Origin of the sequence: Geoalkalibacter sp., from assembly GCF_030604225.1 — a bacterium.
GTDB lineage: Bacteria > Desulfobacterota > Desulfuromonadia > Desulfuromonadales > Geoalkalibacteraceae > Geoalkalibacter.
Genome location: NZ_JAUVWH010000007.1, coordinates 17,543 through 40,430, shown reverse-complemented (window position 1 = coordinate 40,430; position 22,888 = coordinate 17,543). Strand labels below are relative to the sequence as shown.

The following is a 22,888-nucleotide window of genomic DNA, read 5'->3' as shown; positions in this document are numbered from 1 at the left end:
TTTTTGGAGAAAATCCCCATGCCCGCCCCCACCCTGGTCCAGGCCCTGTCGGCCATCCGCCCCGTCGACCTCGAGCGCATGGCCGCCGTGCAGGCGCGCCTCGACCGCCAGACCAAACCGCGCGGCTCCCTGGGCCGACTGGAGGAATTCGCCCGCCGCTATGTCGCCATCACCGGCCGCGAGGATATCCGCCGCAAGGAAATCTACACCTTCGCCGGCGACCACGGCGTGGCCGAGGAAGGGGTGAGCGCCTTCCCCCGCGAGGTGACGCCGCAGATGGTCTACAATTTCCTCGCCGGCGGGGCCGGGGTCAACGCCCTGGCCCGGCACGCCGGCGCCGAGGTGCGGGTGGTGGACATGGGCGTGGATCATGATTTCGGCGCGCAGCCGGGCTTGATCGCCCGCAAGATCGCCCCCGGCACCGCCAATTTCCGCCGCGGCCCGGCCATGACCCGCGCCCAGGCGCTTGCGGCGGTGGAAACGGGCATCGCCCTGGCCGATGCGGCGGCGGACGCCGGCGTCGACCTGCTCGGCACCGGCGACATGGGGATCGCCAACACCACGCCTTCGGCGGCCATCGCCGCGCTGTTCAGCGGCTTGCCCGTCGCCCAGGTGACCCATCGCGGCACGGGCATCGACGATGCCGCCCTGCGGCACAAGATCGCCGTCATCGAGGAAGGCCTGCGCGTCAACCAGCCCAATCCCCAGGATCCCCTCGACGTGCTGGCCAAGGTCGGCGGCTTCGAGATCGGCGGCATCGCCGGACTGGTGCTGGGCTGCGCGGCGCGTTCCCTGCCGGTGGTGGTGGACGGCTTCATTTCCACCGCCGGCGCGCTCATCGCCTGCGAACTGCACCCGCAGGTACGCGAGTATGTGTTCGCCGCCCATCGCTCGGTGGAAGTCGGCCACGCGGTCTTGCTCGAACGCATGGCCCAGCAGCCCATTCTCGACCTGCACATGCGCCTCGGCGAAGGCACCGGCGCCGCCCTGGCCATGAGCCTCATCGAAGCCGCCCTGCGCGGCCTGCGTGAAATCCAGACGTTCGACGAAGCCGGTGTCAGTCGCGGGAGGGACCAATGAAAACAGAATGGCAGGAACTACGCATCGCCGGGGCTTTTCTGACCCGCTTTCCGGTGGCGCGCGGCGTGGAAGCGCCCCCGGAGCGCCTCGGCCGCAGCATGGCATTTTTTCCCGCCGTCGGCCTGATCCTGGGTCTGGGCCTGGTGGTGCTCAACTGGGCGCTGGGCGCCTTTCTGCCGCGCGCGGTCCTCGACTGCCTGCTGATCCTGCTGCTCATCGCCGCCACCGGCGCCCTGCATCTCGACGGCATGGCGGATCTGGTCGACGGCCTGGCCGGCGGCAAGGACCGCGAGGGCATCCTGCGCATCATGAAGGACAGCCGCGTCGGCGCCATGGGCGTCATCGGCCTGGTCATGGTGCTGTTGCTCAAGTACCTGTCCCTCTACAACCTGCCCGAGGGATACAAGGCCGCGGCCCTGCTCTTCATGCCCTGCGCGGGGCGCTGGATTCAGGTGGTGCTGGCTTCCTTCTGCCGCTACATCCGCCCCGAGGGCGGCACCGGCGGCGCCTTCGTCGACCATGCCGGCGAGCGTGAATTTCTCATCGGCACGGCGACCCTGCTCCTCGCGGCGCTGGTCCTCTTCGGCCTCAAGGGCATCTTCCTCGTGTTCCTCATCGGCCTGGCGGCCATGGTGCTGCTGCGCTTTTTCGAGGCGCGCCTCGGCGGGGTGACGGGCGATGTTCTCGGCGCCGCCACGGAAGTCGTGGAAGTGCTGACCCTGCTGCTGATGCTGGCGGTTCTCGGCGCATGACGTCCCACACCCGCGTCTACCTCATGCGCCACGGCCAGGTCGAAGGCTTCGGCAACAAGCGCTACAACGGCCAGGCCGACGTGGCTCTCACGCCCCTCGGGCGCAGCCAGTCCGAGCAGCTTGCCGCGCGTCTCGCCGAGCGCCCCCTCGCCGCGGTCTACAGCAGCGACCTGTCGCGTTGCGCCTACGCCGCCCGCTGTATCGCGACCGCCCGCGGCCTGGAGCCGGTCTTGCTGCCGGAGGTGCGCGAACTGCACATCGGCGCCTGGGAAGGACGCACCTGGCAGGAATTGCAGGATCTCTACCCCGACCAGTGGCAGGCGCGCCTCAGCGACCTGGTCAACTACCGCGTGCCCGGCGGCGAGAGCCTCGCCGAGATGGCGAAGCGCGTGCGACCGGCCCTGCACGCCCTCGTCGCGCGGCATCGCGGCGAGGAAATCGTGCTGGTGGGCCATGGCGGCGTCAATCGCGTGATCCTCCTCGACGCCATCGGCGCTCCCCTCAAGCAGATGTTCGCCATCGAACAGGATTATGCCTGTCTCAACCTCATCGACTATTTCGCCGACGGCAACGCGGTGGTGAGACTGCTTAATGGCTGAGGCGATTCCCAGCGTCCTGGTCGCCGCCCCGGCGAGCGGCAGCGGCAAGACCACCCTGACCCTGGCCCTGCTGGCCGCCCTGCGCCGACGCGGGTTGCGGGTGGCACCTTTCAAGGTCGGTCCCGATTTCATCGATCCCGGCCACCATGCCGCCGCCTGCGGGCGCCCGTCGCGCAATCTCGACGGCTGGATGTGCGATGAAACAACCGTGCGCGATCTTTTTGCGCGCGGCAGCCGGGACGCGGATATCGCAATCATCGAAGGCGTCATGGGCCTGTTCGACGGAGCCTCCGGCCATGATGACCAGGGCAGCAGCGCCGAGATCGCCCGCTGGCTTGGCGCCCGGGTGCTGCTGGTCATCGACGCCCGCGCCCAGGCGCGCAGCGCCGCCGCCCTCGCCCAGGGTTTCACCCGTTTCGATCCGCGCCTGCAATTTGCCGGGGTCATCTGCAACCGCGTCGGCAGTCCCCGCCACGCCGCAATCCTGCGGCAAGCCTTTGCCTCCGTGGCTGGCCTGCCGCCCCTGCTCGGCTGCCTGCCGCGCGACGCCGAATTGAGCCTGCCCGAACGCCACCTCGGCCTGGTCACCGCCGAGGATGCCGCGCCCGGCGAGGATTTCCACCAGCGCCTCGCTGACTGGCTGGAGCGCCACGTCGATCTCGACCGACTTGTCCCCTGCGTCCCATCGGCCCCCTGCGTCCCATACAACTGCGCCCCGGCCCCGCGGGCAAACCACGGGGCGCGCATCGCCGTGGCCCGCGACCAGGCCTTCTGTTTCTACTACCCGGACAACCTCGAACTGCTGGAAGCCGCCGGCGCCCAACTGGTATTTTTTTCGCCCCTGCGCGACCAGCGGCTGCCGGACAACATCGACGGCCTCTACCTGGGCGGCGGCTACCCCGAACTCCACGCCGCGCAGTTGGCCGCCAATACCACCCTGCTCGCCGCGCTCCGCCAAGCGGCGGAGCGGGGACTTCCCATCTACGCGGAATGTGGCGGTCTGATGCTGCTTGGTGAAAGCATCGACGGCCAGGCCATGGCCGGGGTATTTCCCGCCCGCGCGACGCTGCTCAAACGGCGCAAGGCCCTCGGCTACCGGGAAGTGACCCTGACCGCCGACGGCCTGCTGGGACCGGCGGGCACGCGCCTGCGCGGCCACGAATTTCACTACTCGGAGATGGCCATGCCGCCCGAGGTCGCGCGCACCTATCGCCTGACGCGCCGCGACGGGGAGCTGTTGCCCGACGAAGGCTACCGCCGGGGCAACGTGCTGGGCAGCTACGTTCATCTGCACTTCGGCAGCCATCCCGCGGCTGCCGCCCATTTCGTCAATTTTTGCCGCAAAGGAGCATGATTTCCATGAAGACCGCCATTTTGCTCATGGGCCACGGCTCGCGGGTCGCCGCCGCCAACGACGCCCTGCACGCCATTGCCGCCATGGTGCGCGAGTGCACCGGCTTCAACATCGTCGAAGTCGCGTTTCGCGAACAGCACGCGCCCAACATCCAAAAGGGCATCGACGCATGCGTGGCCCAGGGCGCGCAACGCATCCTGCTCTATCCCTATTTTCTCTTCGCCGGCGCCCACGTGCTCGAGGATCTGCCGGAAGAAATGGCGGAAGCAGCCGCCCGCTATCCCGGCCTGGAAATGGCCCTCGGCGAGCCCCTCGGCGTGCACCCCAAGCTCGGCGAAATCGTCTGCGAGCGCATTGATCACGCCCTGGCCCGGGCCGGCTGGCAGGCCTCGCTCAACACCGCCAAGGCCGGCTGAGCCGCGGCCATGGACGACACCGCGATTCTGCGCGACCCGGCGGCCATCGAGGCGCAAAGCTTCGCCATCATCGATGACGAGGTCGGCGCCCATGCCTACGACAAGCAGCAGTGGCCCGTGGTCCGGCGTGTGATCCACACCACCGCCGACTTCGAATTCGCCCGCACCACCTGGTTCACCCCGGGAGCGGTGGACGCCGCCCTGAACGCCCTGCGCGGCGGGTCGCGCATTCTCTGCGACACCAACATGGTTCTGGCCGGGGTCAACAAAACACGCCTCGGCGCCTTGGGCGGCCGCCTCGCCTGTCATGTGGCCGACGCCGATGTCGCCGCCGCGGCCAAGGCCCAGGGCATCACCCGCTCGATTCTCGCCACGCGCAAGGGCGTCGCGGATGGGGCATCAATTTTTCTCATCGGCAACGCGCCCACCGCGCTCTACGAACTGCTGCGCCTGGCGGCGGCCGGGGTGGTGCGCCCGGCCCTGGTGGTGGGCGTGCCGGTGGGCTTTGTCGGCGCCGAGGAATCCAAGGAGGCACTGCTCGCCTCCGGCCTGCCGGCCATTGTCTGTCGCGGCCGCAAGGGCGGCTCGGCCATCGCCGCGGCCATCCTCAACGCCCTGATGATCCTCGCCGAGGAGGATTGAGCATGGCAATGTCAGGTCCTGTCCGCCGATCCCTCCCCCCCCCCTTTGCCAAAGGGGGAGGCCTCGCGGTATGTTTCCTGGTTCTGGTCATGGGGGTGATCCTTGTGCCCGCCAACGCCGCGGCCATGCACATCTCCGAAGGGATCCTGCCCGCCGGCTGGGCGCTGTTCTGGTTTCTCGCGGCGGCCCCCTTTGTCGCGCTGGGGGTCCGCCAGATCAACCGCCGCAAGAAGATCGACCCCATGTACATCCCCCTGCTCGGCATCTTCGGCGCGGCGGTGTTTGTTTTCAGCTGCTTTCCCATTCCGGTGCCGGTGGCGGGCAGCACCGCCCACCCGGCGGGCACGGGCCTGAGCGCGATTTTTCTCGGGCCCTTCGCCAGCGTGGTCATTGCCTTCCTTTCCCTGCTGCTGCAGGCCCTGTTCCTCGCCCACGGCGGCCTCACCACCCTGGGCGGCAACACCTTTTCCATGGGTGTGGTCGGCTCCTTCGGTGCCTTCGGCGCCTTTCTCCTCACCCGTCGCCTCGGCCTGCCCCTGTTCTGGTGCGGCTTTGCCGCCGGGGTGGCAGCGGATCTGCTCACTTATCTGAGCACCTCCCTGGAGTTGGCCCTGGCCCTGCACGGGGACCATTCCTTCTGGGGGGTTCTGGGACAGATCTATCTGGCGTTCATGCCCACGCAAATTCCCTTGGCGCTGCTCGAAGGGGCCGTCACTGGCGGCATCCTCGTCTATGTGCGCAGGAACCGTCCCGACATCCTGCGCAAGGTCGGACTAACCCGGGAGGCGGCGACATGAAAAACGCCCTGGCCCTTCTGGCATTGCTGCTGAGCCTGGCCCTTGGCGCGGCGGCGGGCGCCGAGGAGGAGCGCCCCAAGTGGCCCGGCGTCGATGAAATGGTGGTGGAGAAATTCGCCCGGGAGTTGGGTCGTGAACCGCGCGAACCCTTCATCGACACCGATCAGGGCGATTTGCTGCTGTTTCTGTTCGCTCTGGCCGGCGCCGCCGGCGGCTTCGTCATGGGCTATTACTGGCACAAGATTTTCGTGGCCGGGAAAAAGGAACCGCCATCCCAATGAGCGGCGCTCATCAGTTCATCGACGCCCAGGGCGACAGCCGCCGCCTGCTGGTGGCCCTCGACGGCCGCGTCAAGCTGGTGCTGTTGCTTGCCGCCCTGCTCGTCAACCTGTTGGCCGGCGGCCTGCGCGTGCCCCTGCTGCTGTTGCTGCTGGCGGCGGTCTTGGTCATGGCGGCAGGCGTGCCGCCCCGGGCCTTCGCGAAGCGCATGGCGGTGCCGGTCCTCATCGCCCTGGTGGCCCTGCTCACCCAGCTGTTCTGGGTCAAGGACGGCGAACTCCTGCTGCGCGTGCCGCTTCTGGCCTGGGAATGGCTCATCACCAGCGGTGGCGTGCGGCGCGGTCTGGAGCTGGCCCTGCGCATCCTCGGCGGCATGGGCGTGCTGCTGTTCTTCGCCCTGACCACGCCCCTGCCCGAGTTGCTGCGCGCGGCGCGTTTCTTCCGCTGCCCGCCGGTGCTGGTGGAATTGGCCATGATCATGTACCGTTATATTTTTCTGCTGCTGGAGGAAGGGGTGCGCGTCCGCAACGCGCAGAAAAGCCGCCTGGGCTACGTCAGCCCGCGCGCCGGCCTGAACTCCTCGGCGATCCTCGGCGGCATGCTGATCCTGCGCACCTTCGACCGCGCCGAGCGCAACTTCGCCGCCATGCTGTGTCGCGGCTACCGAGGCGCCCTGACCGACGTCATGACGCGCCCGCTGCCCAAGCGCGACGCATGCGTCCTGCTTTTCGGCCTAGGCCTGCTGCTGACAATTTTCACCCTGCGCTGATGGTTTTTTCATCAGCTTTGGTCTTTGCCTTTCACCTATGACAAATGACCAAGGACAAACAACGGTTTTTCCCATGCCCCTGCTCAAAATCGAGAATCTGCACCATACCTACGAGGACGGCACCCCCGCCCTCAACGGCATCGACCTGGAAATCGAGCCGGGCGAGTTTCTCGCCGTGCTCGGCTCCAACGGCAGCGGCAAGACCACCCTGATCAAGCACCTCAACGGCCTGCTGCGTCCCACCCTCGGCCGGGTGCTGTTCACCGGCAAGCCCATCGAGAGCGTCGCCGATCGCGAGGTGTTCAGCCGCATCGGCATCGTCTTCCAGGATCCCAACGACCAGTTGTTCGCCTCCACCGTCGAGGAAGACGTCGCTTTCGGCCCGACCAACATGGGCCTCGCGCCCCAGCAGGTCAAGGAACGGGTGCACGAGGCCCTGCACCGGGTGGGCATGGAGGACTTCGCGCGCAAGTCGATCCATGCCCTCTCCCACGGTCAGAAAAAACGCATCTGCGTCGCCGGCATCCTCGCCATGGCGCCCCAGGTGATCATCCTCGACGAACCGACGGCGGGCCTCGATCCCATGGGGGTGCATTCCCTCATGCACCTGCTGGAGGATCTCAACAAGAAACAGGGCGTGACCATGATCATGGCCACCCATGTGGTCGATCTGGTGCCCCTGTTCATGAGCAAGATCGCCATTCTGAGCAAGGGCCGCGTCCTGCGCTTCGGCACCCCCGGCGAGGTGTTCGGCGATGCCGAGGCCATCGAGAAGGCCAAGCTGCACCTGCCCCTCATCGCCGAGCTGATGAACATTCTCAAGACCCGCGACCACGTCAAGCTGCACCACATTCCCCTCACCGTGGGCGAGGCGCGGCGCGAGATTCTGCGGCTGCTTTCGGTGCAGGATGTCATCGAACGTGTCTAAAAAACGGGGCCGCACCCTGCGCAGCGGCTTCACCACCGGCGCCTGCGCGGCCGCGGCGGCGCGCGGCGCGGCGCTGATGCTGCGCGACCAGCGGCGGGTGGACGAGGTCGACATCGCCCTGCCCGCCGGCTTTACCGCGACCTTTGCCCTGCACGGCCAGCGCTTCGATGGCCAAAGCGCCAGCTGCTTCGTGGTCAAGGATGCGGGCGATGATCCCGATGTGACCCACGGCGTCGAGCTCCATGCCGAGGTCCGTCTCGGGCGCGGTGAAGAGGATATCCTGATTGTCGGCGGGACCGGCATCGGGCGCGTCACCAAGCCGGGGCTGGCACTGCCCGTGGGTGAGTGGGCCATCAACCCCGTGCCGCGCCGCATGATCGCGCAGGCGGTGCTGGAGGTGCTGCCGCCCCGGTCCCCGTCGCTGAGGCCCCAGGTCGTTGTGAGCATCCCCGACGGCGCGCGGCGCGCGGCGCAAACCCTCAATGCGCGCCTCGGCATCCTCGGCGGACTGTCCATTCTCGGCACCAGCGGGGTGGTGCGACCCATCTCCCACCAGGCCTGGACCGACACCCTCGATGTCGCCCTCGACGTGGCGCGCGCCGCCGGTTGCCGCCGGGTGGTGCTCTCCACCGGGCGCAGCAGCGAATTGGCCGCCCGGAACGTCCTTGGCCTGCGCGAGGAAGCCTTCATCATGATGGGCGATTTCACCGAGTACTGCCTGACCGCCTGCCACCGCAAGGGCATCGCGGACCTGATCCTCGCCGCCCAGTTCGCCAAGCTGGTCAAGATCGCCTGCGGCCATGGGCACACCCATGTGCGCAGCGCGCGTCTCGACCTCCTCGAACTGGCCGGTTGGGCGGCAACCCTCGGCCTTGACGGATCCCTGATTAAAAAGATAGAGTTTGCCAACACCGCGCGGGAGGTGCTGGCCGAACTGGGGCCGCACCATCCTCTCGTCGACGAGGTGGCCCGGCGCGCCCTGATCTGGATCGGCCGGCGCGCCCCCGGCGCGGAGCGGGGCATCCTGCTGGTCGGTTACGATGGAAACGCGGTGCGCCGCTTCGGCCCCCCAGGGCTCTTTACGGAAGGAACGGTTCCATGAGCAAGAAAATTTACGTCATCGGCGCGGGCGTCGAGGGACAGGAAGGCTTCGGCCGCCGCGCCCTGGAACTGATCGCCCAGGCCCAGGTGCTGATCGGCGGCGAGCGGCAGCTGGCCCTGTTTCCCGAGCATCCCGGTCGCAAGGTGGCCGTCACCAACAATCTCGCCGAGATCGTCGAGCTGCTCAACGGCATCCAGGACAAGGCGGTGGTGCTGACCTCCGGCGACCCGCTGTTCTTCAGCATCGGCCGCTATCTGCTGCGCAACCTGCCCGGCGCGGAGCTGGAATTCGTCCCCAACGTCAGTTCCGCCCAGTACGCCTTCGCCAAGATCAAGGAACCCTGGGACGACGCGGTGTTCATCAGCGCCCACGGCCGCGGCCTGAAAAAGGCCGTGGACCGCATCGTCGCCAACGACAAGGCGGCGATTCTCACCGACGAGGTCAACACGCCCCGCGCCATCGCCGAGGAATTGGCGGCGCGCGGGCGCGAGGGCTATGCCGCCTACCTGTGCGAGGAACTGGGCACGCCGCGCGAGCGCATCCTCGCCACCGACGTCAAGGGCCTGCTGGAGATCGAGGCGGCGCCCCTCAACGTGCTCATCCTCATCAAGGAATACGACGCGGACGGCGACGCCTACGTTCCCACCCTGGGCATTCCCGACGAGGCCTTCGCCGCCGTCAAGAAGCTCATCACCAAGGAGGAGGTGCGCGTTATCACCCTGGCCAAGCTGCAGTTGCGCCACGACATGACGTTGTGGGACATCGGCGCCGGCTCGGGCTCGGTGAGCATCGAAGCCGATCACCTGCTGCCCAACGGGCGCATCTTCGCCGTCGAGCGCAATGCCCAGTGCCTGCAGTTCATCCGCGACAATCTGCGCAAGTTCAACACGCGCAACGTCTCCCTGGTGGAAGGCGAGGCGCCCGCCTGCCTGGAGGCCCTGCCCGACCCCGATCGCGTGTTCATCGGCGGCTCCGGCGGCAATCTCTGGGACATCCTGCACAGCGTCGACGGCCGCCTGAGCGCCGGGGGACGCATCGTGCTCAACGCCATCACCCTCGACACCCTCACCGGCGCCACGGAATTCTTCGACAACGCCGGCTATGACGTCGAGGTGACCGTGGTCAACATTTCGCGCACCCGGCCCCTCACCGACTACAAGATGTTCGAGGCCAACAACCCGGTGTTCATCATCACGGCCGCCAAGGGATGAAGATTTTTCCCCTGGCCATCGTCGGCGTCGGCCCCGGCGATCCCGAACTGGTAACCCTCAAGGCGGCGCGCCTCATCGGCGCCGCCGACGTGGTCCTCGCCCCCCTGGGCGACCGCTCGGACGCGAGCATCGCCGAGGGCATCATCGCCGGACTGGTCGACCGCGACCGGCAGCAGGTGATCCGCCAGGTCTATCCCATGTCCAAGAACCCGGCGGAGATGGAGGGTTTCTGGCGCGACGCGGCGCGCCAGGCGGCGGCCTTGGTGCGCGCCGGGAAAAAAGTGGTGTTCATCACCCTCGGCGACCCCCTGCTCTACAGCACGGCCCTCTACCTGGCGCGCGAACTGCGCGACCAGGCCCCCGAGATCGCCGTGGACTTCGTCTCCGGCGTCTCCTCCATCAACGCCGCCGCCGCCCGCGCCGGCCTGCCCCTGGCCCTCGCCGACGAACGCCTGGCGGTGCTGCCTGCCACCTTCGAGGGCGACAAGCTGCGGCGCGCCCTGGAGGATTTCGACACCCTGGTGCTCATGAAGGTGCATCGGGTGTTCGACAAGATATGCGCGTTGTTGCAGGACATGGATCTGTTGCGGCAGGCCGTTTACCTCAAGCGCGTGGGCCTGGCCGAGGAGCGCCTGTTCACCGACCTTACCCGCGTCACCGCCGAGGATCTGGATTACCTGTCACTGATCATCGTGCGAAAATAACCCGCCTGGAGAACATCGTGCCAAAAGTCCTCTTCGTCGGCGCCGGACCCGGCGACCCGGAACTGATCACCCTCAAGGGCCTCAGAAGCCTGCGCCAGGCCGATCTGGTCGTCTATGCCGGCTCCCTGGTGAATCGCGCGCTGCTGGCGGAACTCAAGCCGGAGGCCCGGGCGGTGGACAGTGCGCCCCTGGCTCTGGAGGAGATTGTTTCCTGCATGGCCGCGGCCGTGGCGGAAGGCAAAAGCGTGGTGCGCCTGCACACCGGCGATCCCAGCATCTACGGCGCCATTCAGGAGCAGATCGAGGCCCTGGCCGCCCTGGGCATCGGCGCCGAAGTGATTCCCGGCGTGACCGCCGCCTGCGCTGCCGCCGCCGCCCTCGGCCAGGAGTTGACTCTGCCGGAAGTCTCCCAGACGGTGGTCATCAGCCGCCGCGAGGGACGCACCCCGGTGCCCGAGCGGGAACAGCTCCAACGCATTGCCGCCTTGGGCGCAACCCTGTGTCTCTACCTGTCCGTGGGCATGATGGAGGAAGTCGTCGCCGAACTGCTCGCCGGCGGCGCCTACCTCCCCACCACCCCGGTGGCGGTGGTGAGCAAGGCGAGCTGGCCCGACGAACGGCGCATCGAGGGCACCCTGGGCGACATCGCGGATAAAGTCAAACAGGCAGGCATCAGCCGTCAGGCCATCATCCTCGTTGGCGACGTCCTCAACGCCCGCCGCCAGGGCGTCGGCGAAAAATCCAAACTCTACGACCGCAACTTCGTCCATGGATTTAGGGGCTAAGGTTTTCTACCAAGGGCCAAGGACAAATGACCAAGGACAGCCTTTAACCATGATCGCCATCATCGCCATTACCCCCGGCGGCGCGGCCCTCGCCCGTCGTTTGAGCCGTGAACTGCCGCACAGCGCGGTGTTCGCCCCGGCGCGCCTGGCGGAGGCCGGCGACCAGGTATTTCATCAGCCCCTCGCCGAGTTGCTGCCCGAGCTTTTCGCTCAGGCGCGCGGCCTGGTGTGCATCATGGCCGCCGGCATCGTCGTGCGCCTGCTCGCGCCGCATTTGAAAAACAAGGCGGAAGACCCGGCGGTTGTGGTCATGGACGAGGCCGGACACTTCGCCGTGAGCCTGCTCTCCGGCCATCTCGGCGGCGCTAACGACCTGGCCCGGCAGACCGCCGCGGCGGTGGGCGCCCAGGCGGTCATCACCACCGCCACGGACGTCAACGGACTCATGGCCTGGGACGACATTGCCCGCCGCGAACAGCTGACTATCGAACCCCTGAGCAACATCCGCCGTCTCAACCGCCTGCTTTTGGAGCGCGCGAACATCGCCCTGGTGGATCGTCGCCGGCGCGTCAGCCACTACTTTCTGCCCCACAGCGGCGTGACCCCCGTCGCCAATTTCGCCGAAGCCATGCAAAGCCAGTTTGCCGGACAGGTGTTCGTCACCCACCGTGTTCTGGGCCGGGTGGGCGCGCCGGACAATCTGTTGCTGCTGCGCCCCAAGGATCTGGTGGTGGGCATCGGCTGCAATCGCGACACCAGTGCCGCCGAGATCGAGGCGGCGGTGCTCGCCGAGTTCGCCGCTGCCTTTCTTGCGCCGGCCAGCATCGCCGCGCTTGCCACCATCGAAGACAAGGGCGATGAAGCCGGCCTGCTCGCCTTTGCCGAGAAGCTGGGCGTGCCCCTGCGGCTATTTTCCGCCCGGCAGCTCAATGCCGTCGAGGCGCCCTCGCCCCCTTCACCCCACGCCCTGGAAGCCGTCGGCGCCAAGGGCGTCTGCGAGCCGGCGGCCCTGGTGGCGAGCGGCGCACGCACGCTGCTGATCAAGAAAAAGAAGCGCGGCAACCTCACCCTGGCCGTGGCGGAGTTGGCCTGATGGGCAAGCTCTTCGTCATCGGCCTGGGTCCCGGCGGCCCGGAGCACCTGACCCCGGCGGCGCGCGCCGCGCTGGAAGAGGCGCAGGTGGTGGTCGGCTATCAGACCTACATGGATCTGGTGATGCCGCTGCTCGAAGGAAAAAAACTTCTGGTCTCGGGCATGCGCCAGGAGGTGGAGCGCGCTCGGCAAGCCCTGGCCGAGGCCGTGCGGGGCGAGGTCGTTGCCCTGATATCCTCGGGCGACGCCGGTATCTACGGCATGGCCGGGTTGGTGCTGGAGACGGCCCAGGGCAGCGACACCGAGATCCAGATCATCCCCGGCGTGTCGGCGGTGCAGGCCGCCGCCGCGGCCCTCGGCGCGCCCCTCATGCATGATTTCGCCGTCATTTCCCTCTCCGACCTGCTCACCCCCTGGGAGCTCATCCGCCGCCGCCTTGACGCGGCGGGCCGCGCCGATTTCGTCGTCGCCCTCTATAACCCACGCAGCCACGGCCGCGCCACCCAACTCGACGACGCGCGGCGCATTCTGCTGCGCCATCGCCACCCGGAAACGCCGGTCGGTCTGGTGCGTCATGCCGGGCGCGCCCAGCAGCAGGCCTGGGTCGCGGAACTGGGCTCATTCGACGACAGCGCAGTGGACATGAGCACCCTGGTGATCGTCGGCAACAGCAGCACCTTCGTCGACGGCGCGGGGCGCATGATCACGCCCCGAGGCTATGCAAACCGTTACCAAGAAGCCGGCATCGGGCAGCGACACTGCCAGACTCGGGCGGCGGCAACCGAGGCGGGGCAACCGCCGGCCCAGGCGTTGTTTGTCGGCGGGACCGGCTCGGACGTGGGCAAGAGCGTGATCGCCGCCGGACTGTGCCGCCTGTTCCGGCGCCGGGGCTTTTCGGTGGCGCCCTTCAAGGCGCAGAACATGGCCCTCAACTCGGCGGTCACGCCCGAGGGCGGTGAAATCGGCCGCGCCCAGGCCCTGCAGGCGGCGGCCTGTGGTCTTGCGCCGCACACGGACATGAACCCCATCCTGCTCAAGCCCAATTCGGAAACCGGCTCCCAGGTTATCGTCCAGGGTCGGGTGCTGGCCAACATGAGCGTACGCGACTACCACGCCTTCAAACCCGAGGCCTTCGCCCGGGTGCGGGAATCCTTCGCGCGGCTGGCCGCCGCCCATGAGCTGATCGTCATGGAGGGGGCGGGCAGCATCGCCGAGATCAACCTGCGCGAGCACGACATCACCAATCTCAAGGCCGCGGCGCTGGCTCAGGCGCCGGTGCTGCTGGTGGCCGACATCGACCGCGGCGGGGTGTTCGCCGCCATCCTCGGCACCCTGGAACTGCTGCGTCCCGAGGAGCGCGCCCAGATCGCCGGGGTGATCATCAACCGTTTTCGCGGTGACGCGAGCCTGCTCGCCCCGGGCATCGCCGAAATCGAGGAGCGCACCGGCGTCCCGGTGCTGGGCGTGGTGCCCTGGATCGATCTGCGCCTGCCGGAAGAGGACTCCGTGGCCCTGGCGCGCAAAAAGGCCCAGGGCGGACGCCCCCTGCGCATCGCCGTCATCCGCCTGCCGCGCCTGTCCAACTACACGGATTTCGACGCCCTGGAGCGCGAGGCCGACGTGGATCTGCTCTATGCGAGCAGCGCGGAGGAACTGGCCGACTGCGACCTGCTGATCCTGCCCGGCAGCAAGAATACCCTGGAGGATCTCGCCTGGCTGCGGGAGCGGGGGCTGGCGACTGCGATTCTTGCCCATTATCGGGCGGGTGGACGGGTGATCGGCATCTGCGGCGGCTTCCAGATGCTCGGCCAGGGGATCAGCGATCCCTCCGGCATGGAATCCGCCCAGGGCGAGATGGCGGGACTGGGCCTGCTTGACATTTTCACCACCCTACGCAGCGCCAAACAGACCCATTTGGTCAGCGCCCTGCCCCTGCCCGCCGCGACCGCCCTCGGCTTCGCACCCGAGGCAGTGCTCGGCGGCTATGAAATCCACCTGGGCGAAACCGTTCGCGGCGCCCAGGCGGCGCCACTGCTGAGGCTCAGACGCCAGGGCGAGGATCGGGAACTGGAGGACGGCGCCCTGAGCGCGGATGGCCGGGTGTGGGGCACTTATCTGCACGGCCTTTTCGACAATGCCGTGGCGCGCCGTGCCCTGCTCGCCCCCTTGCGCCAGGCACGCGGGCTGGCCGCGCCAGACGCGGACAGCCACGACCTAGATGCCGAACTCGACCGACTGGCCAATCACCTCGCCGCCCATCTGGATCTGGACCGCCTCGGCGCCCTGCTGCATCTTGACCTTCGGGAGACCTCCTCATGCTTGGCTGGCTGATCCTCTGCGCCTTTGCCCTCGACCTGCTCCTCGCCGAACCGCGCCGCATTCCCCATCCGGTGGTGGGCATCGGGCGGCTCATCGAAAAACTCGAAATCGCCCTCGCCGTGCTGCGCAACCGGCGCCGCGCGGGCATCATCCTGGTGATTCTCACCCTGCTCATCACCGGCCTGGTCACCTGGGGTCTGCTCGCCCTGTTCAGGGGCATCCATCCTTTCCTGGGCTTTGCCCTCGGGGTGTGGATCGCCTTCACCACCCTGGCGCTGCGCTCCCTGCACAAGGAAAGTCGCGAGGTGGTGCGCTGGGTGGAAAAGGGCAACCTGTCCGAGGCACGCCGCGCCCTGTCCCTCATCGTCGGCCGCGAAACCCGTACCCTCGACGAGCAAGGGATTCTCAAGGCCTGCATCGAAACCGTGGCGGAAAACACCTCCGACGGCCTGGTGGCGCCCCTCTTCTACCTGTTCATCGGCGGGCCGCTGCTCGCCATCCTCTACAAGGCGGTCAACACCCTCGACAGCATGGTCGGCTACCTCACCGACCGCTACCGGGAACTGGGCTGGGCGGCGGCCAGGATGGACGATCTGGCCAACTGGATTCCGGCGCGCCTCACCGCCTTTCTGATGATCGTGGCGGCCTTTCCCTTGGGCCTCAACGGCTTCAACGCCCTGCGCATCACCCTGCGCGACGCGCGCAAGCACCGCAGCCCCAACGCCGGCTGGCCCGAGGCGGCCGCCGCCGGGGCCCTGGGCATCCAGCTCGGCGGGCCGGCGGTGTATTTCGGTGAGCGGGTGGAAAAAGTGACCCTCGGCGACGCCGAGCAGCCCGTAACCCTGGCCAGCTACTACCGCATGGTGCGCCTCATGTACCTGACCGCCATTCTGGCCCTGGGGCTCGGCTTGGCCGTGCTCGGACTGATTTTCTGAGGAACGGGGCAGGTCATGAAATCCCCCGAGCACGGCGGCAACGTCCTGCAAACAGCCCGCGAACTGGGCCTGTCGCCCGAGGCCATCCTTGATTTCTCCGCGAGCATCAATCCCCACGGGGTGCCGCAAGGCGTCCTGGCCGCCATCCGCGCGTCCCTGGCACGCATCCAGCACTATCCCGAAATCGACGGCGGGTCCCTGCGCGAGGCCCTGGCCGCCCATCACCGCTTGCCGGCGGAGCATTTCCTGCCGGGCAGCGGCTCCACGGAGCTCATCTACCTCTTGCCGCGCGTGCTGCGTCCCCGGCGTGCCCTGCTGGTGGCGCCCTGCTTCAGCGAATACGAGCGCAGCCTGAGCCAGGTCGGCTGCGCCGTTGAATTTCTGCCCCTCTCCCCGGCCGACGGCTTCAGTTTCGATCCCCAGCGCCTACTCAACCGCCTCGAACCGGACACGGATCTGATCCTCATCGCCAACCCGGCCAATCCGACGGGTCGCGCCACCCCGCCCGAGGCGTTGCTGGACTTGGCCGCCCGCGTTCGGGAGCAGGCCCTGGTGCTGATCGACGAGGCCTTTGTCGATTTCTGTCCGGAGCATTCCCTGCTGCCGTACCTGGGCAAGGAGCGCAACCTGTTCGTGCTGCGCTCCCTGACCAAGTTCTACGCCATCCCCGGCCTGCGCGCCGGCTACCTGGCCGGTCCCCCGCGAACCGTCGCGCGCCTGGCCCAGGCCCGCGAGCCCTGGACGCTCTCGACGCCGGCACTGGCCGCGGCCCATGCCTGCCTGGCGGAAGAGGCGTTTCGCCGCCAGACCTGGGAGCTCATCCCCCAGTGGCGCGAGCAATTGCAGCGGGGCTTGGAGGAACTGGGGCTAAGGGTGTTTTCGAGCTCGGCCAACTACCTGCTGGCCCGTCTTGGGGAAGGCGCGCCGAGTGCCACGCAGGTGAGCGCGGGTCTGCGCGAAAAGGGCATCCTGCTGCGCGATTGCAGCAATTTTCCGGGGCTGGATCAACGCTATGTGCGCGCGGCGGTGCGCCTGCCCGACGAGAACCGTCGGCTGCTGGCGGCGTTGCGGCTCATTCTGCAAAAGTCCGACATCTAGAGGGTACCGCGCGGACCGGCGCCGCGTCTTTTCCAGTCGCTCAGCCGCATGGCCGGCGCTTCGATCCTGGCCAGCAGCCCCTCCAGCCAACGCCGGTACCAGGGGCGCCGCCGCCATTCCTCGTAGCTGATTTCCGCGCTCACCGCCAGGGCATTTTCAAACAGCACGTGCAGCTGCTCGGCAATCAGTCCGTCGGCAAGTTCCTGATTGGCCTCCAGATTCCAGCGATGATTCCAGCGGTCGAGGTTGCTCGAGCCCAGGCTCGCCCAGCCGTCGCACAGCACGAACTTGGCGTGCTGAAAGCGCGGCTGGTACTCGAAAATCCGCACGCCGTTGCGCAGCAGCGGTTCGTAGTAGCGCCGCCCCAGGTGGCGGATGCTGGGGTGATCGCTCAAGGGGCCGGGCAGCAGCAGGCGCACGTCGATGCCGCGCCGTGCCGCCTGCTGGAGAGCGCGCCGCAGTTTGAGAGGCGGCAGGAAATAGGCGGTGGCCAGCCACACCCGATAGCGGGCTTGGCGCACCTGCATGACAAAGGAGCGCAGGATTTCCGAACGGCTCATGGCCCGGCCGTGAATGGCGACACGCCCGGGACTGCCGGGCGCAAGCAGCGGCGGCGTCTCCAGGTGCAAAGCTGGAGGATCGTCCACGACGCGCCGCCAGGTATCGCAAAACAGAGCCTGCCAGTCGGCGACGCAGGCCCCGCGGATTTCGAGCATGGTTTCATGCCACCAGCGCTCGGGCGACAATTGCGGATCGAAATCGTCGCTAATGCCGGCCCCGCCGGTAAAGGCCACCTCGCCGTCCACCACCAGCAGCTTGCGGTGGTCGCGGATCAGCAGGCGCACGAATCCACGCCAGCGCAACGGATTGAAATAGGCCAGCCGGATACCCGTGGCGGCCAGCCGCTGACGGTCGGGGCGCCGCAGCCAGAACGCCCCCAGATCATCGAGCAGAACCCATACCTCCACCCCCCGCGCCGCCGCCTCCCCCAGAGCGGCAATGAAGCGATCGGCGGTTTTCCCCGAATCGACCAGGTACATTTCCAGGAAAATGTAGCGGCGCGCCCCGGAAATGGCTTCCAGCATGGCGGGATAGAACTCGTTGCCGTTCACCAACAGACGAAACTGGTTCCCCGCGCGCCAGGTGAAGCGATATTTGCCCTTCTTCTCCCGATGCATCCGCCCTCCTCAGCCGTCCCGCCAGTCGAGGCGTCCCTCGGGGCGCGCGCCCCGAAAGTCTCCCTACTTCAGACACTCGCGGATCGCCTCCTCTTTTCTCATCCGCTTCAGGATCTTCTTCTCCGCTTCCACCAGGATGAAGATCGATGCCGTGAGGATCAGGAGACGCAGCCAGTCCCCGAGAGGCAGTCCCGCCGTGCCGAACAGGGCCTGGAACGAGGGCAGGTAGGTAAAAAACAGCTGCAGAACGACGATGATCCCCACCGCGCCGAGGATGACCCGGTTTCCCAGCAGGCCCTCGCGGCTCAGCACCGATTGGTGCAGATAGCGAATATTGAACAGGTAGAAGATCTGATAAAAGATCAGGGTGTTGACCGCGGTGGTGCGCGCCACCTCAAGGGTTTCCCCGTGGAAGCGATCCCACAGGAAAAGTCCCAGGGTGCCCATGACCATGACCGCCGAGATAAAGACGATGCGCCACCCCAGGAAGGCCCCGATCAGGGGCTCGTCGGGGGAACGCGGCACGCGACACATGACGTCGCCCTCGGGCTTTTCAAAGGCCAGGGACAAGCCGAGGGTCACCGCGGTCACCATGTTGACCCACAGAATCTGCAAGGGCGTGATGGGCAACTCGATACCCATCATGACCGAGGCGATGATGATGCCCGCCTGCGCGCCGTTGGTGGGCAGAATGAAGCCGAGGGTCTTCTTGATGTTGTCGTAGATGGTACGGCCTTCCTCGACGGCATGGGCAATGGAAGCGAAATTGTCATCCGCCAGGACGACCTCCGCAGCCTCCTTGGCGGCTTCGGTTCCCTTGAGACCCATGGCCACGCCGACATCGGCGCGCTTGAGGGCCGGCGCATCGTTGACCCCGTCGCCGGTCATGGCGACCACCTCCCCGCCCTCCTGCAGGGCGCTGACCAGGCGCAGCTTGTGTTCCGGGCTGACCCGCGCGAAGATATCCGCCTTGCGTGCGACGACCTGCAATTGATCCTCATCCATCTCTTCGAGTTGCTTGCCCGTCACCGCGGCGCGCTGGGACTTCAAGCCGATCTGCTCGCCGATGGCGGAGGCGGTCAGGGCATGATCCCCGGTGATCATCTTCACCCGGATGCCCGCGTTGTGGCATTGCCTGACCGCCTGCACCGCTTCTTCCCGAGGCGGGTCGATGAGGCCGAACAGACCGAGCAACGTCATCTCTCCCGCCACATCGGAAAAACCCAGTTCGCGCTTGTCGCCGACCGGCTTGCTCGCCAACGCCAGGGTGCGTTGCCCCAGGCGCGCGATTTCCTCGATTTTTTCCTGCCAGAACCCTGGATTCAAGGGCTGGTCCTGCCCCTCGAAACGCTGCCGGGAGCAGATTTCCAGCACGCGCTCCGGAGCGCCCTTGAGGTAGATGAAGCCATGGCCCGCATGGTCATGGTGCAGGGTTGCCATGAATTTGTGCTCGGATTCAAAGGGAATGGTGTCGACGCGCGGGTACTCCTGCCGGCAGAAATCCTCGTTAAGCCCGGCCTTCATCGCCAGGGCCAGCAGCGCGCCATCGGTGGGATCGCCCTGGACCTGCCAGCTTCCGGAACGCTGCCGCAAGGCTCCATCGTTACAGAGCAGCGCGCCGCGTGCCGTTTCGAGCAGCAGCGCATCCTCATCGGGCGCCACCTCCCGTCCGTCGCGGGAAAAACCGCCGTGGGGATCATAGCCCACGCCCTCGATCCGATAGAATCCCTCGGCCGTCACCAGGGTGGTCACGGTCATTTCATTGCGGGTGAGGGTCCCGGTTTTATCCGAGCAGATCACCGTCACCGAACCCAGGGTTTCCACGGCGGGCAGGCGGCGGATGATGGCGTTGCGCCGCGCCATGCGTTGCACGCCCAACGCCAGGGTAATGGTGATGATGGCCGGCAAGCCCTCGGGAATGGCCGCGACGGCCAGGGCGACGGCGGCGAAAAAGAGTTCGACGAAGGAATAGTCGCGAATCAGCAGGCCGAATCCCAGGGTGCCCAGGGTCAGAGCCAGAATGACGGCGGTCAGCCACTTGCTGAATTCGCCAATGCGCCGGGTCAGGCGCGTCGTCAAACTCTCCACCCGCGCCAGCAGGGCGCTGACCTTGCCGAGTTCGGTGGCTTCGCCGGTGGCCGTCACCACGCCCGTGCCCTGGCCGTAGCTCACTAGCGTGCCGGAGAAGGCCATGCTCGCGCGATCGCCGAGGGCGGCGTCCGGCGCGACGGCCGCCGTCGTCTTTTCCGAGGGCACCGATTCCCCCGTCAGGGCCGCCTCCTCGATGCGCAGATCCTTGACCTTGATGAGCCGCAGGTCGGCGGGCACCTTATCGCCCGATTGTAGAAACACGATGTCGCCGGGCACCAGATCCTCGGCCTTGACGGCGACCCGGTGCCCGTCGCGCAAGACCATGGCTTCGTGAGTCAGGATGCCGCGAATGGCATCGACGGCTTTTTCCGCCTTGCCCTCCTGGATAAAACCGATCAGGGCATTGATCACCACCACGCCCAGTATCACGCCGGCATCGAGCCAGTCGGCCAGCAGGGCGGTGACGGCCGCCGCCCCCAGAAGCACATAGATCAGCAGGTTGTGAAACTGCATGAAAAAGCGCGCCCAGGCACTGCGCTGGCGCGGCGGCGGCAATTGGTTGGCTCCATAACGGCGCAGGCGCTCCTCGACCTCGGCGCCGCTCAGGCCCTCTTCCGAGCCACCGAGGCGATTCATCACCTCCTCGATGGTCAGGGCGTGCCAGATGGCACCAGGATAACCCTTGTCCGCGCCTTTTCCCACATCACTCATGCTCGCCTCCCCGCGCGACAGACCCTTGGGCCACCGTCCTCTCCCCCGGCGTCTCCGCTTCCACGACGGATCGGCCGTTCTTCAGCACGGAGCGCCATTTCAAGCGGCCCTCGCTGAAGGTCTGCGGCTCACCGTGGGAAACCACCAGCCAGTAGGCAATCGCCATGGCCAGGGTCACCCCCGCCGTCGCCCAGACATATTCAGGCGCGATGACCTCGAAGTCGAGAATGATGACCTTACGGGCGATGGCCATCAGCGCGGTGGCCAGGACGATCTTGACGTGGATCACGTCGTCGCGCAGGTAAATGATGATGTTGACGAAGATTTCGATGGCGATGAGCACCGCCATGAAGGCTCCGAAAGTGGCCAGAATATCGCTGATGGTGAGCATCATGAAGGGCGGCTGGGTGAGTTTCTTGTACAGCACCCAGCACACATCGACCACACCCCAGATAATAACGGCGGTCATCAGCACGGCCAGAACACGCACGGCCCAGCGGATGATCGCGCGCAAATGCTGCACCAGGGGTTCCTTGGGATTGTAAAATTCATCCATAAGTCGTTTCGCTCCCGGTCAATGGCAGTCGCAGTCGGCGAGCTGCTTTTGTGCATCGCACCGGCAGTCATCGCCCGAGGCCGAACACCTGCGGCGCATGGGGGGGCGCCGAAAAAAAAGCCCCATGGCGAGGCAGGCAAAGGCCATCAAGAATACAAATAAGACTGCAAGAAAAACCCTCATGTGACGAACATCTCCCTGTGGTCGAGATCCTGGCGGCGAAAAAACTTTCCCGGATGCGGGAGAGCGATCTACATTCCGAAATCGTCGTAAAAGATACTCTCGGGCTCGACGCCCAGATTCTCGAACATCTCACGCGCCGCCACCAGCAGCATGGGCGGACCGCACAGATAGTACTCGCAATCCTCGGGCGCGGGATGATCCTTGAGGTAGCTGTCGTGGAGCACCTGGTGAATGAAGCCCTTGGGGCCTTGCCAGTTATCCTCGGGCAGGGGTTCGGAGAGCGCCACATGCCAGGTGAAGTTGTCGTGTTCGGCGGCGAGTTTCTTGAAATCCTCGTCGTAGAAGAGTTCCTTGAGGCTGCGCGCCCCGTACCAGAACGACATCTTGCGCTTGGTTTTGACCCTTAACAGCTGGTCGAAAATGATGGAGCGCAGGGGCGCCATGCCGGCGCCGCCGCCGAGGAAGATCATCTCGGCCTCGGTGTCGCGGGCGTGGAAATCGCCGAAAGGACCGCTGATGGTCACTGCGTCGCCGGGCTTGAGGCTGAAGATGTAGGACGACATCTTGCCCGGCGGCACCTCGGGATGATGGGGCGGCGGGGTGGCGACGCGCACGTTGAGCATGATCACCCCCGGTTCCCCCGGATAGTTGGCCATGGAATAGGCGCGCTCCACGGGATTTTTCACCACCGAACGATACTGCCAGATGTTGAAGCGATCCCAGTCGGCGCGGAAGCGCTCGTCGATGTCGAAATCGCGATAGTCGATCTCGTGGGGCGGCGCCTCGATCTGGATATAGCCGCCGGCGCGAAAATCCACCTCCTCGCCCTGGGGCAGTTCCAGCACCAGTTCCTTAATGAAGCTGGCGACATTGCGGTTGGACTTGACGGTGCAGCGCCACTTGCGGATGGCGAAAATTTCCGGCGGCAGCTCGATCTTGAGATCCTGCTTGACGCTGACCTGACAGGAGAGCCTGAGCCCCTCGCGCTCCTCGCGCCGGTTGATGTGACCGGTTTCCGTGGGCAGGATCGCCCCGCCGCCTTCCTTGACCTTGACGATGCATTGACCGCAGGAACCGCCGCCGCCGCAGGCCGAAGGGATGTAGATGCCCTGGCCGCCCAGGGTCTGCAACAGCTTGCCGCCGGGGTTGACCCTGAGGGCCTTGTCCTCCTCATCATTGATGAGAATCCGCACCTTGCCGCGCGGCACCAGGAAAAAGCGCGCCGTCATGATGAGCGCCACCAGCAGCAGGATGATGGCGGTGAAGAGCGAGACGCCGAGAATGACTTCGATCATGGGCAAACCTGT

22 protein-coding genes are annotated in these 22,888 nt (G+C 66.7%); 18 read left to right on the top strand and 4 right to left on the bottom strand.

The window, feature by feature from the left end; genetic code table 11:
* Nucleotides 1–18 precede the first annotated feature (18 nt).
* The 18 genes from cobT (at nt 19) to cobD (ending at nt 16,862) form a co-directional block, all read left to right on the top strand.
* Nucleotides 19–1,080 carry a nicotinate-nucleotide--dimethylbenzimidazole phosphoribosyltransferase gene (cobT, locus tag QAT43_RS01955; protein WP_305041347.1) on the top strand — a complete coding sequence of 354 codons (1,062 nt, stop codon included), beginning with the start codon at nt 19–21 and terminating at the stop codon, nt 1,078–1,080.
* Entirely contained in the window at nt 1,077–1,832 is a 756-nt protein-coding gene (cobS, locus tag QAT43_RS01950) for an adenosylcobinamide-GDP ribazoletransferase (protein WP_305041346.1), read from the top strand. The genes cobT and cobS overlap by 4 nt, the downstream gene beginning before the upstream one ends.
* The gene (gene cobC, locus QAT43_RS01945; protein ID WP_305041345.1) at nt 1,829–2,431 is read left to right on the top strand and encodes an alpha-ribazole phosphatase; all 603 of its coding nucleotides are present in this window, start codon (nt 1,829–1,831) and stop codon (nt 2,429–2,431) included. Before cobS ends, cobC begins: the two co-directional genes overlap by 4 nt.
* Nucleotides 2,424–3,785: a cobyrinate a,c-diamide synthase gene (locus QAT43_RS01940; protein ID WP_305041344.1), complete on the top strand. Its 1,362-nt coding sequence runs from the start codon at nt 2,424–2,426 to the stop codon at nt 3,783–3,785. The genes cobC and QAT43_RS01940 overlap by 8 nt, the downstream gene beginning before the upstream one ends.
* A 5-nt stretch (nt 3,786–3,790) precedes the next feature.
* Nucleotides 3,791–4,201, top strand: coding sequence for a sirohydrochlorin chelatase (locus QAT43_RS01935; protein ID WP_305041343.1), 411 nt, complete (start codon nt 3,791–3,793; stop codon nt 4,199–4,201).
* Between the two features lie 9 nt (nt 4,202–4,210).
* Nucleotides 4,211–4,843 carry a precorrin-8X methylmutase gene (locus QAT43_RS01930; protein ID WP_305041342.1) on the top strand — a complete coding sequence of 211 codons (633 nt, stop codon included), beginning with the start codon at nt 4,211–4,213 and terminating at the stop codon, nt 4,841–4,843.
* 89 nt (nt 4,844–4,932) lie between these two features.
* Nucleotides 4,933–5,640: an energy-coupling factor ABC transporter permease gene (locus QAT43_RS01925; RefSeq protein WP_305041341.1), complete on the top strand. Its 708-nt coding sequence runs from the start codon at nt 4,933–4,935 to the stop codon at nt 5,638–5,640.
* Entirely contained in the window at nt 5,637–5,921 is a 285-nt protein-coding gene (locus QAT43_RS01920) for a hypothetical protein (protein ID WP_305041340.1), read from the top strand. The genes QAT43_RS01925 and QAT43_RS01920 overlap by 4 nt, the downstream gene beginning before the upstream one ends.
* Nucleotides 5,918–6,688 carry a cobalt ECF transporter T component CbiQ gene (cbiQ, locus tag QAT43_RS01915; RefSeq protein ID WP_305041339.1) on the top strand — a complete coding sequence of 257 codons (771 nt, stop codon included), beginning with the start codon at nt 5,918–5,920 and terminating at the stop codon, nt 6,686–6,688. Before QAT43_RS01920 ends, cbiQ begins: the two co-directional genes overlap by 4 nt.
* 73 nt (nt 6,689–6,761) lie before the next feature.
* Nucleotides 6,762–7,616, top strand: a complete 855-nt coding sequence (locus QAT43_RS01910; protein ID WP_305041338.1) for an energy-coupling factor ABC transporter ATP-binding protein — start codon at nt 6,762–6,764, stop codon at nt 7,614–7,616.
* Complete coding sequence (cbiD, locus tag QAT43_RS01905; RefSeq protein WP_305041337.1) at nt 7,609–8,718, top strand: cobalt-precorrin-5B (C(1))-methyltransferase CbiD; 1,110 nt, start codon at nt 7,609–7,611, stop codon at nt 8,716–8,718. Before QAT43_RS01910 ends, cbiD begins: the two co-directional genes overlap by 8 nt.
* Nucleotides 8,715–9,929 (top strand): precorrin-6y C5,15-methyltransferase (decarboxylating) subunit CbiE, encoded by a 1,215-nt coding sequence (cbiE, locus tag QAT43_RS01900; RefSeq protein WP_305041336.1) that lies wholly within the window; start codon nt 8,715–8,717, stop codon nt 9,927–9,929. Before cbiD ends, cbiE begins: the two co-directional genes overlap by 4 nt.
* Complete coding sequence (cobI, locus tag QAT43_RS01895; RefSeq protein ID WP_305041335.1) at nt 9,926–10,633, top strand: precorrin-2 C(20)-methyltransferase; 708 nt, start codon at nt 9,926–9,928, stop codon at nt 10,631–10,633. Before cbiE ends, cobI begins: the two co-directional genes overlap by 4 nt.
* 14 nt (nt 10,634–10,647) lie before the next feature.
* Entirely contained in the window at nt 10,648–11,418 is a 771-nt protein-coding gene (gene cobM, locus QAT43_RS01890; RefSeq protein WP_442900180.1) for a precorrin-4 C(11)-methyltransferase, read from the top strand.
* A gap of 49 nt (nt 11,419–11,467) precedes the next feature.
* Complete coding sequence (locus tag QAT43_RS01885; RefSeq protein ID WP_305041333.1) at nt 11,468–12,511, top strand: cobalt-precorrin 5A hydrolase; 1,044 nt, start codon at nt 11,468–11,470, stop codon at nt 12,509–12,511.
* Nucleotides 12,511–14,841, top strand: coding sequence for a cobyric acid synthase (locus QAT43_RS01880; RefSeq protein ID WP_305041332.1), 2,331 nt, complete (start codon nt 12,511–12,513; stop codon nt 14,839–14,841). The genes QAT43_RS01885 and QAT43_RS01880 overlap by 1 nt, the downstream gene beginning before the upstream one ends.
* Nucleotides 14,826–15,764 (top strand): adenosylcobinamide-phosphate synthase CbiB, encoded by a 939-nt coding sequence (gene cbiB / locus QAT43_RS01875; protein WP_305041331.1) that lies wholly within the window; start codon nt 14,826–14,828, stop codon nt 15,762–15,764. Before QAT43_RS01880 ends, cbiB begins: the two co-directional genes overlap by 16 nt.
* A 15-nt stretch (nt 15,765–15,779) precedes the next feature.
* Nucleotides 15,780–16,862, top strand: coding sequence for a threonine-phosphate decarboxylase CobD (cobD, locus tag QAT43_RS01870; RefSeq protein WP_305041330.1), 1,083 nt, complete (start codon nt 15,780–15,782; stop codon nt 16,860–16,862).
* On the opposite strand, the gene QAT43_RS01865 is transcribed toward cobD, so the two are convergent.
* From QAT43_RS01865 to nqrF, 4 genes are all read right to left on the bottom strand, one after another.
* On the bottom strand, nt 16,859–18,040 hold the full coding sequence (locus QAT43_RS01865) for a phospholipase D-like domain-containing protein (protein WP_305041329.1): 1,182 nt from the start codon (nt 18,038–18,040) through the stop codon (nt 16,859–16,861). The two genes, cobD and QAT43_RS01865, sit on opposite strands and share 4 nt — an antisense overlap.
* Before the next feature lie 63 nt (nt 18,041–18,103).
* Nucleotides 18,104–20,842 carry a cation-transporting P-type ATPase gene (locus QAT43_RS01860; RefSeq protein ID WP_305041328.1) on the bottom strand — a complete coding sequence of 913 codons (2,739 nt, stop codon included), beginning with the start codon at nt 20,840–20,842 and terminating at the stop codon, nt 18,104–18,106.
* The gene (locus tag QAT43_RS01855) at nt 20,835–21,398 is read right to left on the bottom strand and encodes a phosphate-starvation-inducible PsiE family protein (protein ID WP_305041327.1); all 564 of its coding nucleotides are present in this window, start codon (nt 21,396–21,398) and stop codon (nt 20,835–20,837) included. The genes QAT43_RS01860 and QAT43_RS01855 overlap by 8 nt, the downstream gene beginning before the upstream one ends.
* A 251-nt stretch (nt 21,399–21,649) precedes the next feature.
* Nucleotides 21,650–22,876, bottom strand: coding sequence for an NADH:ubiquinone reductase (Na(+)-transporting) subunit F (nqrF, locus tag QAT43_RS01850; RefSeq protein ID WP_305041326.1), 1,227 nt, complete (start codon nt 22,874–22,876; stop codon nt 21,650–21,652).
* Between the last annotated feature and the right edge of the window lie 12 nt (nt 22,877–22,888).